Origin of the sequence: Mycobacterium sp. MAC_080597_8934 (assembly GCF_000523975.1) — a bacterium.
GTDB classification, from domain to species: Bacteria; Actinomycetota; Actinomycetes; order Mycobacteriales; family Mycobacteriaceae; genus Mycobacterium; species Mycobacterium avium.
The window spans coordinates 1-15,420 of the sequence record NZ_JAOS01000015.1; the positions used below are offsets into that span (position 1 = coordinate 1).

Here is a 15,420-nt window from a genome sequence, read left to right on the forward strand (position 1 = left end):
AAAGCGAACATCTGCTCTGGCTAGCCGCCCGCCACGGTTGCTTGATCGCAGTGGACGCCCTCGACGAGCTCGACAGGGTTATCGCGCTGGCCCATCGCGGCGAGAGCGTCCGGATCATGTTGCGGTGCTTCCAGAGGTGAACCCGCACAGCAGATTTGGTCTAAACCCCACCGAATTGGATGCCGCGCTACAACAATGCGCCCAGCAGCGGTCGCGTGTGTCAATGGAAGGATTCTCGTTTCACCTCAACGGATACGAGGTCGCGCCACGTGCGCAGCTGGCGGCCCAGCTGGTTGATCGTGTCGTTGAGGCACGTGCGCAAGGGCTGGCGGCAACGTCCATTTCTATCGGCGGCGGATTCGCAGTGAGCTACCTCGACGCCGAGACGTGGGATCGGTTCTTGCGCGACAGCACCGAAAGCGACTTTCACGCCGGCAAAACGTTCACCCACTTCTACCCCTATCATCAGGAGCCGACCGGGGCCGACATGTTGGCCGCAATCCTCTCCAGCGAGGACGCCGGCGGCCAAGGCACCGTCGGCGACCGATTCGCCACGACGGGAACCAAGCTCCTGCTCGAGCCCGGCCGCGCGTTGCTCAACGGGGCAGGATTCACCGTTTTTCCCGTGCAGGGATTCAAGCGGCGCGGCGACTACGGGATCATCACCGTTCTCGGGCTGAGCATGAGCTTGTCGGAGCAGTGGAAATCCAGCGAGTTCCTCCCGGATCCGACGCTGTGGCCGCAAGAAAGCTCGGACGAGCTGCAGTCGACAGGCCCGGTCCGATGCTGCGTCGGCGGGGCTAGCTGCCTGGACTATGACATGCTGACCTGGCGAAAAGTGGAGCTACCGCGGCAGCCGCGTTATGGTGACCTGCTGATCTACCCCAACACCGCTGGCTACCAGATGGACAAGAACGAATCCGAGTTCCATGGACTCCCCTTGCCGCCGAAACTCGAGGTGACTTGCGACGACGAGGGCCGGTTTCGCTGGCGCCCCGACCAGAATGGCGATCGCTGGTGAGCCGGGCGCCCGTGGGTGAAAACCGCCGGGTGCGGCTTGCTCCCCTGATGCGCACCGGCCGGCAGCTCACCGCTTTGGCCGCACCCATCGCGGGTGTGCAATTCGCCCAAGTTGCGTTGACCACCACCGATTTGGCCATGATGGGCCTCATCGGAGTGCAAGCCATCGCCGCCGGTGGGCTTGCCGCGATCCTGTACAACCTGATGCGCACCATGTGCGTCGGTGTAGTCACCGCGGTGGGAAATCTGGTCGCCACTGCAGCCGCTCAAGGGGAGGCACGTTCCGGAAGCGACCGCCCAGACACCAAGGCGCACACGGAGATCCGCCAGATCAACCGATCCGCCTTCTTGGTGGCCACCATGACGGCTGTCCTTCTCGGCGCCGCACTGATCGCCTTGGGCTATGTATTGCCCGTCTTCGGGGTGGACAAAGACGTGCTGGCCCTCGCGCGACCCATGATGATTGCCTTAGCTCCAGGGCTTGTCCCGATGGTGTGGCTGAATGTGTTGCGGCAGTTCTCCGTTGGTATGCGCCGCCCCGGTCCCCTGTTGGCGGTCAGCATCGCCTCCATCGCACTGAACGCGGCGCTGGACTTGGTGTTCATCTACGGACTGCTGGGCCTCCCCCGGCTGGGCTTGGCAGGCATCGGACTGGCAACGACGCTGGTGCAGGTACTCACCGTTGCGGCCTTCTATTTCATCCTGCGCCGTGACAATCACCTCGCCCCGCTGCTGTCGATCGACGGCTGGAATGCCGACGCTGAAATGGCCCGCCACATCCTGCGGTTGGGAGTCCCTATTTCATTGACGTACGGCTCGGAGGCGGGGATCACGTCGCTGGCCGCCGTGGTGATGGGAACCTTCGGCCCCATCGTGTTGGCTGCGCACAATGTGGTGACTCAGCTGACCCGCATCGCCTTCCAAATCAGCATCGGCTTATCACACGGATCATCCATCCTCATCAGCCGTGCGACCGGCAAAGGTGATAAAGGGCAGGCCGAGCAGATAGCGGTCGTCGCGCTTCTCCTGGGGGTAATTAGCACGGTGACACTCGGACTGCTCTACGTGGTAGCCCCCTACTGGGTTTTACGGCCATTTTTAGACCCCGCCGATTCGGCCACTATTGTGATCGCCAAATTCTTCCTCTTCTTCGCGATAATCCAGCAAATCGTGGACTTCACCCAAAACATCGCCGTGGGACTCCTGCGGGGCATCGGCAACACCAAAGCCGGCTTGCGAGCAACCACGATCGGGTACTGGTTGGTTGGCCTGCCCGCTATGTTGCTCCTGACATTCCCGGCGCAATTGCATGGGGCCGGAGTGTGGATCGGGCTCAGCACCGGCTTCGCCGCGACGGCGGCGCTGCTGCTGCGACGGTTCCGCAAGGATCTGCCTCAAGCAGTCTGACCGGCGTCTGCGTTTTGATAGCGGGAGTTGACGTATAGGGTGCGGTCAGTGGGTTTTGTGGCGCGGTTTCGCGGGTTCGACACGGCCAGCCGGATTCTGCTGATCAATCAGTTCGGCATCAACGTCGGTTTCTACATGCTGATGCCCTATCTGGCCGGCTACCTGGCCGGCCCGCTCGCGCTGGCGGCGTGGGCTGTCGGGCTGGTCCTGGGTACCAGGGATTTCTCTGAGCTCGGCATGTTCATCGTGGGAGGCACCCTTGCCGATCGGCTGGGCTACAAGTGGCTGATCGTGGCCGGATGTCTACTGCGCACCGGTGGGTTCGCACTACTGGTGACGGGCCAGTCCTTGCCCGTCGTGTCGATCGCCGCCGCAGCCACCGGTTTCGCCGGTGCATTGTTCAACCCAGCGATCCGCGCGTATCTGGCCGCCGACGTCGGCGTCCGCCGTGTCGAGGCGTTCGCGATGTTCAACATTTTCAATCACGCCGGCATCTTGCTTGGCCCAATTGTTGGACTTGCCCTGATGGCCATGGACTTTCGGGTCGCCGCGGCCGGCGCGGCAGTCGTCTTCGCCGTGCTCACAGTCGTGCAACTACTGGCGTTGCCTCGCTGCCGCGCCGACCCAGCGCCGGAGAAGACCTCGATACTGCAAGATTGGCGGGTCGTCGTCGCTAACCGCTCTTTCCTGTTGTTCGCCGCGGCGATGACCGGTTCCTATGTGCTCTCGTTTCAGATCAATCTCGCACTGCCGTTGCAGGCGTCGATGCTGGCGCCAGGATCTCATTCATTACTAGTCGCAGCACTTTTCGCCGTTTCAGGGCTCACCGCGGTTGGTGGACAATTACGCATCACCCGCTGGTTCGCCGAGAGGTGGGGAACCAGACGCAGTTTGGCCGTGGGCCTGACCATAATGGCAGCGTCGTTCCTGCCGTTGATCGTCGTCCCAGACCGCGAACGCTTCGGTGCTCTTCCGGCGATCGCGGCGCTTCTGATGTCTGCGGGCCTGCTGGCCATCGGCTCGGCCGCCGTCTTCCCGTTCGAGATGGACATTGTGGTCTCGCTGGGCGGCCGACTGGTCGCCACCCATTACGGCTTGTACAACACCATCATCGGGGCCGGAATCCTCGTCGGTAATTTGGCCACGGGCGCGGTCATGGGTTCCGCACGACAAATGGGCCTGGGCGAACTGGCATGGGCAGGAATGGTTCTCGTCGGAATCGTCGCCGCTGTGGCCTTACACCGCCTGGACCGGACCCACCGCCTGCAGCCCGCCCACTCTGACGTTTTGCCCACCTGAGCGGCCGGCTGTTGGTGGGCCGCAGCACGGTTCGGCGCCTACATACAGTCAGGGCGATGCGTAAGCGATCATGTCCCCCACGCGATCCTTACCTCCAGCGAGGCCACACCAGCTCAAGTCGGTGCGTTGGCACCCCGACGAAAGCGGCGGTGATGGCTACCCGACCTCCCGGGGCACCCACAGCGGAAGCTTTCCGGCTTAGACGATATGCATTGGCGGGCCGGCGAAGGCGAACGACGGGCACTGATCATGGCTCACCACCTCGCAGTGCCAATCCGGCACGAGATCGGAACTGACTGGGGCCTATCGGGAACACCAGGGGCGGCCCGTGGCGGGTCACACGGCCCGCGCGCAGACCTAATGACGGCGCGCCTTTATACCTGGCGCGTGAAGCCGTGGATTGACCGGAGGTACCCTACGGGGGTGGTGTAGATCACACCGAGAGACGTCTATCCGATGCCACTGTATCCGCTGGCTACAGATGATGGCCTGCGTATAGCTCGACGGCCTGCGGGTCGCATCGAGTCGCAGATGCGATGACAAATCACCGGTAGATGAGGGGTAACCCAGGTGATCATCAGGATACTGGTTAGCGCTGCAATCGCTGTCGCCTCCGTCGGACAAGCCCCACCGACCAGTGCTGACCCGAATCCGTTCGGCACACTCAGCTGTAGCTGTTGACCGCGCTCACTGAAATTCCCCACTGATGCTCATCGAAATTCCCCACCCGTGTGGCTCCGCCGAGAAGGGCGGGCGGGTCTGCTGCACGAATAGGTGACATCTGAGTTGGCTTGCCCAGCATGGGCGGGCTGGAAGGATGTCCCCATGGCAAGGCCCTACCCCCGCGAGTTCCGCGACGACGTCGTCCGGGTCGCTCGCAACCGCGATGACGGTGTAACGATCGAGCAGATCGCCACCGATTTCGGAGTGCACCCGATGACGCTGCAGAAATGGCTCCGTCAGGCCGACATCGACGAAGGCACCAAGCCCGGCAAGAGCGCCAGCGAGTCCGGTGAGCTGCGCGAAGCCCGACGGCGGATCAAACTGCTAGAGCAAGAGAACGAGGTGCTGCGCCGGGCCGCAGCGTATTTATCGCAGGCCAATCTGCCGGGAAAAGGGTCTACCCGCTCGTGAAAGAGCTCGCCGCCGACGGGATCCCCGTCGCGGTGACGTGCCGGGTACTCAAGCTCTCCCGCCAACCGTATTACCGCTGGCTGGCCGACCCCATCACCGAGGCCGAACTCATCGAGGCCTACCGCGCCAATGCGCTGTTCGACGCGCACGCAGACGATCCGGAGTTCGGCTACCGCTACCTCGTGGAGGAGGCGCGCGATGCCGGCGAGCCGATGGCCGAGCGCACCGCATGGCGGATCTGCTCGCAGAATCGACTGTGGAGCGTGTTTGGTAAGAAACGCGGCAAGAACGGCAAAGTCGGGCCGCCGGTGCACGACGATCTTGTCGAGCGTGACTTCACCGCTGAAGGGCCAAATCAGTTGTGGCTCAGTGACATCGAGCGCCGTGAGGCGCTGTTCAACCGAACGGAGGTGAGAGACCACCGTCGCCGAGCCATCGCAGTGGCCCGGTAGAAGCTGGGGGCAGCCTGATCTAAAGAGACTTTGGTGAGGGTGGGAAGCAGCCCCGACAACGCCGGGACGGCCTGGTACTGCCAGACGGGTCGGGTCCGGCTAGCGAGACGGGAAGGTGTACGCGAGGAACCAGCGGCTGAACGCCTCTTAAGAGAAGACCACCAGCTCCAACCTGGCGGATGCGGGCTGGGCAGCGACGCGCACCCGCCCTGAGGGCGGGGAACTCGTGGGCCGGTTGATGTCGCCGGTTCGGGAGGTCACGGTGAAGGACTGCGGCGTAGCCGTGACGAGGTCGCAGGGGCATAGCTGGACACCTCACCCGTCAAACGGTTGACAGTGAACACGGGAACCACCGCGCCGGTCCCCGGTCAGATCCGGCAGCCAGCCGGGCTGGAGGGGTAGGCAGTCGTCGGCTGATGCCGGTGTGGTGGGGCGGAGGAGCCGTAGTAGTCCGAGGCCGGGAAAGCCGGTCGCATGGCAAAGGGCTCCAGCGGGTTCGCGGCGAGTACGCAGACTGTGGAGGTCACTTGTGAATACGAGTGCTTTGTGGCCCGACCCGGACACGGCCGAGCTGCGGGTACGCAGGATGCAACGCAAACTGCACCATTGGGCGGTTGATGAAAGCGACCGCTGTTTCGATGATTTGTACAACCTCGTTTATGACCCCGCATTCCTCACCCTCGCGTGGGAGCGGGTGCGGACGAACAAGGGTGCGCGCTCAGCCGGTGCCGATGGGACCGCACCGCGGTCTGTCGGTGCGGCAGAGGCGGTCGGACTGCTTCAGCGGCTCCGCGAGGAACTCAAGGAGCGGATATTCCGGCCGGATCCGGTGCGGGAGGTGATGATCCCGAAGGCGAACGGCAAGCTCCGCCGCCTGGGTATCGCGACCGTCGCCGACCGGGTCGTGCAAGCTTCGCTGAAGCTGGTGCTGGAGCCCATTTTCGAGGCGGACTTTCATCCGTGCGCATATGGGTTCCGGCCGGGCAGGCGAGCCCAGGACGCCATCGCTGAGATCCATCACCTCGCCAGCGGCTCACGGGCCTATCACTGGGTTTTCGAGGGAGACATCACGGCGTGCTTCGATGAAATCTCGCATTCGGCCCTTATGGGCCGGGTGCGGCGACGTGTCGGGGACAAACGCGTTCTGGCCCTGGTGAAGTCGTTCCTCAAAGCCGGGATTCTCTCGAAAGATCTCGGCTACCGGGACACCATCACCGGCACTCCGCAAGGCGGAATCCTCTCACCACTGCTCAGCAATGTCGCCCTGTCCGTTCTCGACGAGCACTTCGCCGCGAAGTGGAAGGCGCTCGGCCCGGAATGGACACGTGCCAAGCATCGACGCGCCGGAGTTCCGACCATGAAAATCGTCCGCTACGCAGACGATTTCTGTGTCATGGTCCACGGCACTCGCGCTGATGCCGAAGCGCTTTGGGACGAGATCGCAGCAGTGCTCGCGCCGATGGGCCTGCGCCTGTCGGTCGAGAAGAGCAGGATCTGCCACGTCGACGAGGGGTTCGAGTTCCTCGGCTTCCGCATCCAACGGCAGATCAAAAGGGGCACGACCAAGCACTACGTCTACACCTGGCCGTCGAAGAAGGCACTTATGTCCATCACCGACAAAGTCAGGAATCTGACGCGGCGACACAAACATCGAACGCTCGCTGATCTGCTGCGCCAACTCAACCCCGTCCTGCGGGGATGGTGCAATTACTTCCAGCACGGGGTGTCCAAACGCACCTTCGACTACCTCGACCACTTCACATGGTGGCGGGTGGTGACTTGGATGCGCAAACGGCACCACGGGCTGGCGTGGGGCGTCTTCCATCGACGGTTCCTGCCCAATTGGCAAATCCGCGAAGGCAAGACGGCGATGTTTCGGCCGCAGAAGGTAGAGGTCACCCGATACCGCTACCGGGGCACGAAAATCATCACCCCTTGGACAGCGAGGCCGACGGACATCACTGCACCAGTGGCCTGAATCCGTGGAGAGCCCGTTGCGGAGAAATTCGCTCGGCGGGTTCGGAGGGCGGGCCGGGGAAACGGATCGGTAGAAATGCCGACACCGCGCCCCGGTCCGACCCCTACACTGAGCACCGCACCGGTGAGGGCAAGCTCTACCTCTGTGCGATTAAGGACGTGTTCTCCAACCGGATCGTCGGCTACAGCATCGACTCCCGAATGAAGTCACAACTGGCCATCCGGGCACTACACAGCGCGGTAGCCCGACGCGGAGATGTCGCGGGGTGCATTCTGCACTCGGATCGCGGATCTCAGTTCCGGTCAAGGAAATTCGTACACGCCTTGAATCAACACGAGATGGTCGGCTCTATGGGCCGTGTCGGAGCCGCCGGCGACAACGCCGCCATCGAGAGCTTCTTTAGCCTGCTGCAGAAGAACGTGCTCGACCGCCGCCGCTGGGACACCCGAGAACAACTCCGCATCGCGATCGTCACCTGGATCGAGCGCACCTACCACCGGCGCCGCCGCCAGTCCGGCCTCGGGCGGTTGACCCCGATCGAATTCGAAGCAATCATGACCACACCGGCCAGTCAGGCCGCGTGACCGAAACTGTCACCTGATCGTGCAGCAGACCCGGCCTCCTTCGAAGCTTCTGGTGTCTGACGCCAGTTGCTCCATCGAAGGAGGCCCGCTTTCTCATGCTCACATGGGAGGACGATGTGGAAGTACATGCCCTACGCAAACGTGGTTGGACGATCTCGGCGATCGCCCGCCACACCGGCTTTGACCGTAAGACGGTCCGCAAGTACCTGGCCGGCGACGGCAAGCCCGGGGTGCGGGCCCGGCCCGACCCGGATCCGTTCGAGCCGTTCGTCGACTACGTCACCGCGCGGCTGACCGAGGACCCGCACCTGTGGGCCCGCACCCTCTACGACGAACTCGAGAACCTTGGGTTCGCCCTGTCGTATCAGAGCCTGACCCGCAACATCCGAACCCGCGATCTGCGGCCGGTGTGTGAGGCGTGCCGGACCGCCACGCAGCGCCCAAACGCGGTTATCCCACATGCACCGGGTGATGAAACCCAATGGGATTGGCTGGAATTGCCCGACCCACCGCAATCGTGGGGCTGGGGCAAGACTGCGCACCTGCTGGTCGGCTCGCTGTCGCACTCGGGCAAGTGGCGCGGTTATTTGGCGCCGAGCGAGGACCAGCCGCATCTGGTCGCCGGCCTGGACCGCGTGACCCGCGGCCTGGGAGGTTGTACCCGGGTGTGGCGCTTCGACCGGATGGCCACGGTCTGCGACCCCGGTAGCGGCCGGGTGACCGCCTCCTTCACCGGGGTGGCCAAGCACTATGGCGTGTCGGTGGCGATCTGCCCGCCCCGGCGCGGCAACCGCAAGGGCGTGGTGGAAAAGGTCAATCACACCGCTGCGCAACGCTGGTGGCGCACCCTGGCCGACGAGGTGACCGTCGAGGCGGCGCAAGCGAGCCTGGATCGCTTCGCCCGGGTCCGCGGCGATACCCGGCTGCGGGCCACCGCTGATGGCCGCTCCTCGGTCGCCGTGGTGGCCGAAACGGAGCCACTACAACCGGTGGCGGCGCAGGCGTATCCGGTGATCGTGGCCGAGGCACGCACCGCCTCGCGCCAAGCGATGGTGTCCTACCGCGGTAACCGCTACTCGGTGCCCCCGGAGTTGGCCGCCGCCAACGTGGTGGTGTCTCATCCCGTCGGCGGGCAGTTCTGCGACATCGCCACCATGAGCGGGATCGTGATCGCCCGACACCGACTGGCCGCCGACGGGCTCGGAGTGATGGTGCGTGACAGCGGCCATGTCATCGCCCTGGACGCCGTGGCAATGGCCACCGCGACCACCGGGCGCCCGCACCGCCGCAAGGAAGGCATCCCACCCGGACCGGCTGCCAAAGCCGCTGCCGCGCAACTGCTTGCACTCAAGCAGCCATCCACCACCGCAATTGAAACGTCGACTCCGTCAACCGATTCCACCGTCATCGATCTTTCCGCCTACGAGCGGGCCGCCCAGAACAGGACCATCCAATGACCCCCACCCCGCGCACCGGAAAGCCCACCACCACGACCGAGGAATCGCCGTCGGCGGCGGCGAGCCGCTATCAGCAGTTGCGTTCGCATCTGGCCGAGCTCAAACTGGCCGCGGCCGCCGAAGCCCTACCGGCGGTGCTCGACCAGGCCACCGCTGAGGGGCTGTCGCTGACCGTTGCCTTGGAGCGGCTGCTGGCCGTCGAGGTCGAGGCTTCCACCGCCCGCCGACTGGCCGGGCGGCTGCGGTTCGCCTGCATACCCACCCGGCCACCCTGGCCGATTTCGATGTCGATGCCGCCGCCGGGATCGACCGCAAGCTGATCGACGAGCTGGGCACCTGCCGCTACCTGGAATCGGCGACCAACATCCTGCTCATCGGCCCGCCCGGGACCGGCAAGACGCACCTATCCGTCGGGTTGGCAAGGGCCGCAGCCCATGCCGGATACCGGACGTACTTCACCACCGCCGCCGATCTGGCCGCCCGCTGCCACCGCGCCGCGATCGAGGGACGCTGGGCCACCACCATGCGCTTCTTCGCCGGCCCGACCCTTCTGGTGATCGATGAACTCGGCTACCTTCCGTTGCCCGCCGAAGCCGCTTCGGCATTGTTTCAGGTTGTCTCCCAACGCTATTTGAAGACCAGCATCGTGATCACCACCAACCGCGGGGTGGGTGCATGGGGTGACATCCTCGGCGACACCACCGTGGCCGCCGCCATGCTCGACCGCCTACTGCACCGCTCCGTGGTCATCAACCTCGACGGCGAGTCCTACCGCCTCCGCGACCACCACGCCGCCGCGGAAACCCTGCGCCGAACCACCACCGGCACCCGCCAACAACTACACTGACCGCTGCTCACAGGTGAGGATTTTCGGCGAGCACAGCCGGGGATTTTCGATGAGCGCCGTCACTGTCGAGACACTGCTCCTCCGGGCAGCCCAGCCCTAGGGGAAGAGACAGACCGCGGAGTGCAAGACGGTATGTCTGCCTGGTTGCCAGGACATCGCGCCGAGCCAGTGAAATGAGCCCAGGACATCGCGTCAAGCCAATGAAATAAGCGCCTGGTGTCCCCTGCTACCCAGTCCGCCCTGGAGCAGATCTGGGACTACACCCGCAACCGGTGGAGTGCCAACCAAGCCGAAACGTACGTGCGCGAGATTCAGTGAGCCATTGATCCGGCAGCGTTTTCAGAACCGGAAACGACATTCACCGACGACTTCAACATCCGGGGGCGCGCCCCGGCAATTCCGGTCGGGAGCGTCCCGGGGAGTGGTGTAAGTGATGGCGGCGTGTCGGTCCCTGACGTAAGAGGGCCATCGCGTGAGTCTCTGTGGTGAAACGACCAAGAATCACTACCGAGAGGAACATCGCGATGGCCCTGGACCAGTCTGCCTTGCTGGAGGTGCTCGACGCACTGCGCACCGCCGATGCCGGTGAGCGGATCACTCAAGCCGCCGAAACGATCTACCAAGCCTTGATCGACGCGGAGTTGACCGCGTTCATCGGGGCTTCTCCCCATGAGCGCACCGAGACCCGCTCCAATCAGCGCAACGGCTCGCGTCCGCGCACGCTGTCCACGGTCGCAGGGGACCTGGAACTGCGGATTCCCAAGCTGCGCACCGGGTCATTTTTCCCGGCGTTGTTGGAGCGGCGTCGCCGGGTCGATCAGTGCTTGTTCGCGGTGGTGATGGAGGCCTACCTGCACGGCACCTCCACCCGCAAGGTCGACGATCTGGTCAAGGCACTGGGTACCGATACCGGGATCTCCAAAAGCGAGGTCAGCCGGATCTGCAAAGACCTCGACACCGAGGTCGCGGCCTTCCGGGACCGGCCGTTGGGTGATCAGCGCTTTCCGTATGTCTTCCTCGACGCCACCTACTGCAAGGCCCGGGTGAATCATCGGGTGGTGTCGCAGGCGGTGGTCATCGCCACCGGGGTGGCCGCTGACGGGCGCCGCGAGGTACTGGGCTTTGAGGTCGGAGACTCCGAGGACGGGGCGTTCTGGACCGCGTTTTTGCGGTCGTTGAAATCCCGCGGTCTGGCCGGAGTCCAACTGGTCATCTCCGATGCCCATGCCGGACTGCGCAGTGCCATTGACGCCGTGCTGATCGGGGCCGCCTGGCAGCGGTGTCGAGTGCACTTCCTGCGCAACGTGCTCGCCCAAGTGCCCAAGGGCTCCGCAGAGATGGTCGCCGCCGCGATCCGCACCGTCTTCGCCCAGCCAGACGCCGAGCACGTGCGCGAACAACTCGACACCATCGCCGGCATGCTCGGCCGCCAGTTCCCCAAGGTCGAAACCATGTTGCGCGAGGCCGCCGCCGACATCACCGCCTTCGCCGACTTCCCGGTGGCCCACTGGAAAAAGATCTGGTCAACCAACCCACTGGAGCGATTGAACAAGGAAATCAAACGCCGCACCGACGTCGTCGGCGTGTTCCCCAACCCCGCCGCGCTGTTACGGCTGGCCGGCTCGGTACTCGTTGAGGCCCACGACGAATGGCAGGTCGCCGACAAGCGCTACCTCTCCGAGACCAGCCTCGCTCTGCTCGACGTCAGTGACCAAAGTGCCGAAACCATTGCCCCCACAGCCGCTCTCACGGCATAGTGGCTACCACAGAGCCACACGCGGACACGCGACCGCTCTTACACCACTCCACGGGACGTGACCTTCCGGTCTCCGCCGTGAGTCACCGCATCGCCCACGGTCGGCAAGGCACTCGGGACCCCGCTGCGCCGGCCGACGACTTCCCCAGTTAGTCAGCATGCCGGGCGATATTCAAGCCGCTCCGCATTCTGCGCCGCTCCGCGAGCCAATCACGACCGCTGGCCAGCCAGCCGTCGCCATCTCGCGCCAACATGCCGCCACCATTGTTCGGGACCACCGCCAGGGTGGCGCGTCAACTCGGAACAGCCGCCACTGCGCGCCGCTCGCCTGCCACTCGGCCATCGTGACACCCGACCTCGCGTTTCACCGGCCAAGAAACCGGGCGGGCGCGAGTTGAGACTTCCACGTGTCGCGGACCGCGTGTTGGCACACGCGGTACCCGCGTTCGACCCTCAGGCCACTCGGTAGTCTGCCGCTGATGGAGCAAGCGTTAGCGCGAGCCTTAGTTGCGATGGACCCTGTGCCGCTGTCAGTCGTGCACGGAATCGTCAGCGACGACTGGCTCACTGCGGACCAGACTCATTTCGACGTGCGCTTCCCGCAATTGACGTTCTCGGTGTAGACCTCGTCGACTACCGAAACGAAGGGCGAGAAGGCCATTCGTCTCCGCGTGCCCTGTGTCGTGTCCGTGCCAGAGCCGCTCCGCCCCTCGAGCGTGGCGGGATAACCCGACGCGCGGTTTTCGAGGTCGCACGACGGAGGACCATCGGTTCGCAGAAGCGCCGCGCGCAGGGAGACCGCCACCGCGCCATGGCTCAGTCATCCGCGCCCCGATCATTTCGGTTCACGTCCAACCGCGCTGCCTGGCGCGTCAACCGGCTAACCCTCTTTGCACTGCAAATGACCCGTGCGGCCGGGTGCACTTACCTGAAAGTTAGCGCTGCTAATTTTCACCATGCGCCGAACATCACACCTTTTGCACTTAGGTCTCGTATTGATAACATTTCGTCCAGATGTTTTCCGGAGCAGCGTGGTAGGGGGCGTTGACGCAGTGGTCTTGGAGGCAAGAACGGTTTCGGAACGGGTGTGCCCGCGCTGCGGTACGTCTTTCGAAGTACCCGATAAGGGGCCGGGTCGACGCCCTGTGTGGTGCTCCGCGCGTTGCCGGCGGCGAGCATCCGCGGAGCGCATCGCAGCCCTTGATTCCGGCGCGGCGGTGCGTGTCGTCGAGGTGCCTCGCGCGCATCGTCCCGACCCTGATGCGCGCCTACCGCTGCCCTCCATGGAGACCTTGGCGCGCCTGTTTCTTAGCTCGGACTACCAATGCAAAATTCTCCTGCAATCCCTTGTGCACCGGTACGCGTCGGGCGACATCGGCGACGAGTTGCGGTCCGCGATGGAGCAGTTCGCGGCCTCGGTAGATCTCCACCGGGTCCTGTCGGAGGATCCGTCGTACCGGCAGGCCCGCGACGAGATCGAGACGCTCCGCAGGCGTCTCCGCCATGACGTCGACGCTGCCGATCAGCGCGACCAGGAACTGGCCCGCCTGCGCCGTGAGTCTGAGGAGTTGCGGCGATTGCGAATCCGCGTGGCGGAATTGGAGTCTGTCGTGGCGAGCGCCGCTTACCCACTGCACCAAGCTGGCCAGCACGACGTCATGCTCAGCCGCCAGCAGCGCCGCGCAGCAGAACGCGCGGCCCGCAAAGGTCGCTACTAAGCCGGCGGCCACACACACCGAGCCGGAGTGGAGCAGCGGCGCACGACTGCCGACCGAACCGGTGAGCGCGGGAAGATGCGCCAATTCTCGTCCCGGCCGACCGTCGCGTAACGCCACCGCCAGCTCTAGCCTTTAGAAACGAGGTACCGCACGACACTGGCGCCCGAAAGCTCGCGCCGGCCGATGCGGGAAGGGAACGCAGCACGATGGCCTTGCTAGACGGGCACTGGTACAGCTCAGCCGAACTTGCCGAGCTGCTCCACGTCGACGCATCCACCATTCGACGCTGGCGTACGTCGCATCCGCCCAAAGGCCCGGCCTTCGTACGCGTTTCGGACCGGGTGTACATGTATAACTCCAACGATGTCGAGGCATGGTTGTCCAGTCGGCACGTTGACCCCGGCGAGGTCGCGTGATGGCCGAAGAACTGACACTTCCACTTGGTGTTTCGTTATCAGTTGACATCGAGGAGCGCCCCAGCCGAGCTGCTCCCTTCCGCGCTCGGGTCCGGTGGATCGACCCGATCACCAAGAGCCGCGCTTCGAAATCAGCTTCGTTTGCAACGCGTGAAGCCGCGGTCGACTGGGCCGCCCGGATGGAACGCGCCGCGGCGCACGGGGTCGACCCGAAGACGGCCACGACGTCGCTGGCGGAATACGGCACCACGAACATGGAATTGGCGCTGCGTGGGCTTGAGTCCAAGACCACCGATCCCTACCTGGCCGGCTGGCGCAAACGCGTTGTCCCGACGCTTGGGCACCTGCCCATTGCGATGGTCACCAACGGTGCAGTGGATCGAGCTGTGCACGCGTGGATCGCGGACGAATGCAGTCGATCAACTGTCAAGAACAGCCTCGCCGTGCTCGTCCGCATCATGGAACAAGCGCTGCGAGACGGCATCATCGACCGCAATCCGGCTCGAGTCTCCGGTTGGCAGCGCCAATACAAGCTCGCCGAGGACGAACTCGACGATCCACGGGCACTTGCGCTCCCGAACTGGACTGCCCTCACCACCCTCGCCGATGCACTCGTCGCCCGGTCGGCGGGCCGTTATCGGGGTTGGGGTGACGCAGTCATCTTCGAGGCGTGCACCGCCGCCCGCATCGGCGAAGTGGCCGGATGCCTGGTGCGCGACATCAACACCCACGAGTGGATATGGACGGTGCGCCGTCAGACCACCCCATCGCCGGGTGGCTTGGTGGACAAGAACACTAAGGGCAAACGTGCGCGCGAAGTCCCGTTGATCCCGGCTGTCCGCGAACTCGTCCAGCGACGGATGGACGTCGTCGCAAGCAACCCCGATGCGCGACTCTTCATCGGCCCCAGGGGCGGAAGGATCACCACAGCCACGCTGCGCGACGCCACCTCTTGGGATGCCGTGGTCACCCAGCTCGGCTACGAAAAGCTCACGCGCCATGGTTTACGGCATACGGGACTGACGTGGATGGCCGATGCCGGTGTCCCGCTACACATCCTCCGCAAGATCGCCGGTCACGGAGCGCTGACAACGACCCAGCGCTATCTGCACCCCGATCGGCAATCCGTCATCAATGCGGGCGACCTGCTTGAGCGGCACTTGTGGTCCCCAAGTGGTCCCCAACTCCGCGTCATCTCATCCTGACCTAATCGCGTCACCGCAGATCAGGACACATTTCCTCTGGTCGGGCTGACAGGATTTGAACCTGCGACCACTTGACCCCCAGTCAAGTGCGCTACCAAACTGCGCCACAGCCCGCGCGCCGGCGGTTGCACCGGCAGCAGGTCGAAA

At 64.4% G+C, this 15,420-nt stretch carries 12 protein-coding genes, 1 tRNA gene and 2 pseudogenes; 14 read left to right on the forward strand and 1 reads right to left on the reverse strand.

Going from position 1 to position 15,420, the window contains the following annotated elements:
* Positions 1-223 precede the first annotated feature (223 nt).
* The 14 genes and pseudogenes from NF20_RS07665 (at position 224) to NF20_RS07720 (ending at position 15,273) form a co-directional block, all read left to right on the forward strand.
* The gene (locus NF20_RS07665) at positions 224-1,021 is read left to right on the forward strand and encodes a hypothetical protein (protein WP_255343443.1); all 798 of its coding nucleotides are present in this window, start codon (positions 224-226) and stop codon (positions 1,019-1,021) included.
* A gap of 11 nt (positions 1,022-1,032) precedes the next feature.
* On the forward strand, positions 1,033-2,427 hold the full coding sequence (locus NF20_RS07670) for an MATE family efflux transporter (RefSeq protein ID WP_232067536.1): 1,395 nt from the start codon (positions 1,033-1,035) through the stop codon (positions 2,425-2,427).
* Positions 2,428-2,475: 48 nt separating this feature from the next.
* The gene (locus NF20_RS07675) at positions 2,476-3,726 is read left to right on the forward strand and encodes an MFS transporter (RefSeq protein ID WP_014711847.1); all 1,251 of its coding nucleotides are present in this window, start codon (positions 2,476-2,478) and stop codon (positions 3,724-3,726) included.
* Between the two features lie 825 nt (positions 3,727-4,551).
* Positions 4,552-4,860, forward strand: coding sequence for an IS3 family transposase (locus tag NF20_RS27855; protein WP_033712903.1), 309 nt, complete (start codon positions 4,552-4,554; stop codon positions 4,858-4,860).
* Entirely contained in the window at positions 4,857-5,312 is a 456-nt protein-coding gene (locus tag NF20_RS27605) for a transposase (RefSeq protein ID WP_033712904.1), read from the forward strand. The genes NF20_RS27855 and NF20_RS27605 overlap by 4 nt, the downstream gene beginning before the upstream one ends.
* Before the next feature lie 529 nt (positions 5,313-5,841).
* Complete coding sequence (ltrA, locus tag NF20_RS07690) at positions 5,842-7,290, forward strand: group II intron reverse transcriptase/maturase (protein ID WP_007168383.1); 1,449 nt, start codon at positions 5,842-5,844, stop codon at positions 7,288-7,290.
* Between the two features lie 107 nt (positions 7,291-7,397).
* Positions 7,398-7,874: pseudogene (locus NF20_RS07695) on the forward strand (IS3 family transposase); the annotation flags it as partial.
* A 95-nt stretch (positions 7,875-7,969) separates the two neighbouring features.
* Positions 7,970-9,331, forward strand: a complete 1,362-nt coding sequence (locus NF20_RS07700; RefSeq protein ID WP_014711848.1) for a Mu transposase domain-containing protein — start codon at positions 7,970-7,972, stop codon at positions 9,329-9,331.
* Positions 9,328-10,178, forward strand: a pseudogene (gene istB, locus NF20_RS07705) (IS21-like element helper ATPase IstB). The gene NF20_RS07700 and the pseudogene istB overlap by 4 nt, the downstream one beginning before the upstream one ends.
* A 524-nt stretch (positions 10,179-10,702) precedes the next feature.
* Positions 10,703-11,935, forward strand: coding sequence for an IS256-like element IS1245 family transposase (locus NF20_RS07710; RefSeq protein WP_011725525.1), 1,233 nt, complete (start codon positions 10,703-10,705; stop codon positions 11,933-11,935).
* Between the two features lie 478 nt (positions 11,936-12,413).
* On the forward strand, positions 12,414-12,557 hold the full coding sequence (locus NF20_RS27615; protein WP_020822745.1) for a hypothetical protein: 144 nt from the start codon (positions 12,414-12,416) through the stop codon (positions 12,555-12,557).
* 660 nt (positions 12,558-13,217) lie between these two features.
* A complete protein-coding gene (locus NF20_RS07715; RefSeq protein WP_014711852.1) occupies positions 13,218-13,652 on the forward strand; it encodes a hypothetical protein in 435 nt (144 codons plus the stop codon).
* 206 nt (positions 13,653-13,858) lie between these two features.
* Positions 13,859-14,068, forward strand: coding sequence for a helix-turn-helix transcriptional regulator (locus NF20_RS26140; protein WP_008257535.1), 210 nt, complete (start codon positions 13,859-13,861; stop codon positions 14,066-14,068).
* Positions 14,068-15,273 (forward strand): tyrosine-type recombinase/integrase, encoded by a 1,206-nt coding sequence (locus tag NF20_RS07720; protein WP_033710438.1) that lies wholly within the window; start codon positions 14,068-14,070, stop codon positions 15,271-15,273. Before NF20_RS26140 ends, NF20_RS07720 begins: the two co-directional genes overlap by 1 nt.
* Positions 15,274-15,310: 37 nt before the next feature.
* Here NF20_RS07720 and NF20_RS07725 read toward each other — a convergent pair.
* A tRNA-Pro gene (locus NF20_RS07725) sits at positions 15,311-15,387 on the reverse strand.
* Positions 15,388-15,420: the final 33 nt, after the last annotated feature.

Coding starts and splice junctions, on each gene's coding strand:
- NF20_RS07665 (WP_255343443.1), top strand. CDS start 224: ATGGAAGGATTCTCGTTTCACCTCAACGGATACGAGGTCGCGCCACGT.
- NF20_RS27855 (WP_033712903.1), top strand. CDS start 4,552: ATGGCAAGGCCCTACCCCCGCGAGTTCCGCGACGACGTCGTCCGGGTC.
- NF20_RS07700 (WP_014711848.1), top strand. CDS start 7,970: ATGCTCACATGGGAGGACGATGTGGAAGTACATGCCCTACGCAAACGT.
- NF20_RS07710 (WP_011725525.1), top strand. CDS start 10,703: ATGGCCCTGGACCAGTCTGCCTTGCTGGAGGTGCTCGACGCACTGCGC.
- NF20_RS27615 (WP_020822745.1), top strand. CDS start 12,414: ATGGAGCAAGCGTTAGCGCGAGCCTTAGTTGCGATGGACCCTGTGCCG.
- NF20_RS07715 (WP_014711852.1), top strand. CDS start 13,218: ATGGAGACCTTGGCGCGCCTGTTTCTTAGCTCGGACTACCAATGCAAA.
- NF20_RS26140 (WP_008257535.1), top strand. CDS start 13,859: ATGGCCTTGCTAGACGGGCACTGGTACAGCTCAGCCGAACTTGCCGAG.
- NF20_RS07720 (WP_033710438.1), top strand. CDS start 14,068: ATGGCCGAAGAACTGACACTTCCACTTGGTGTTTCGTTATCAGTTGAC.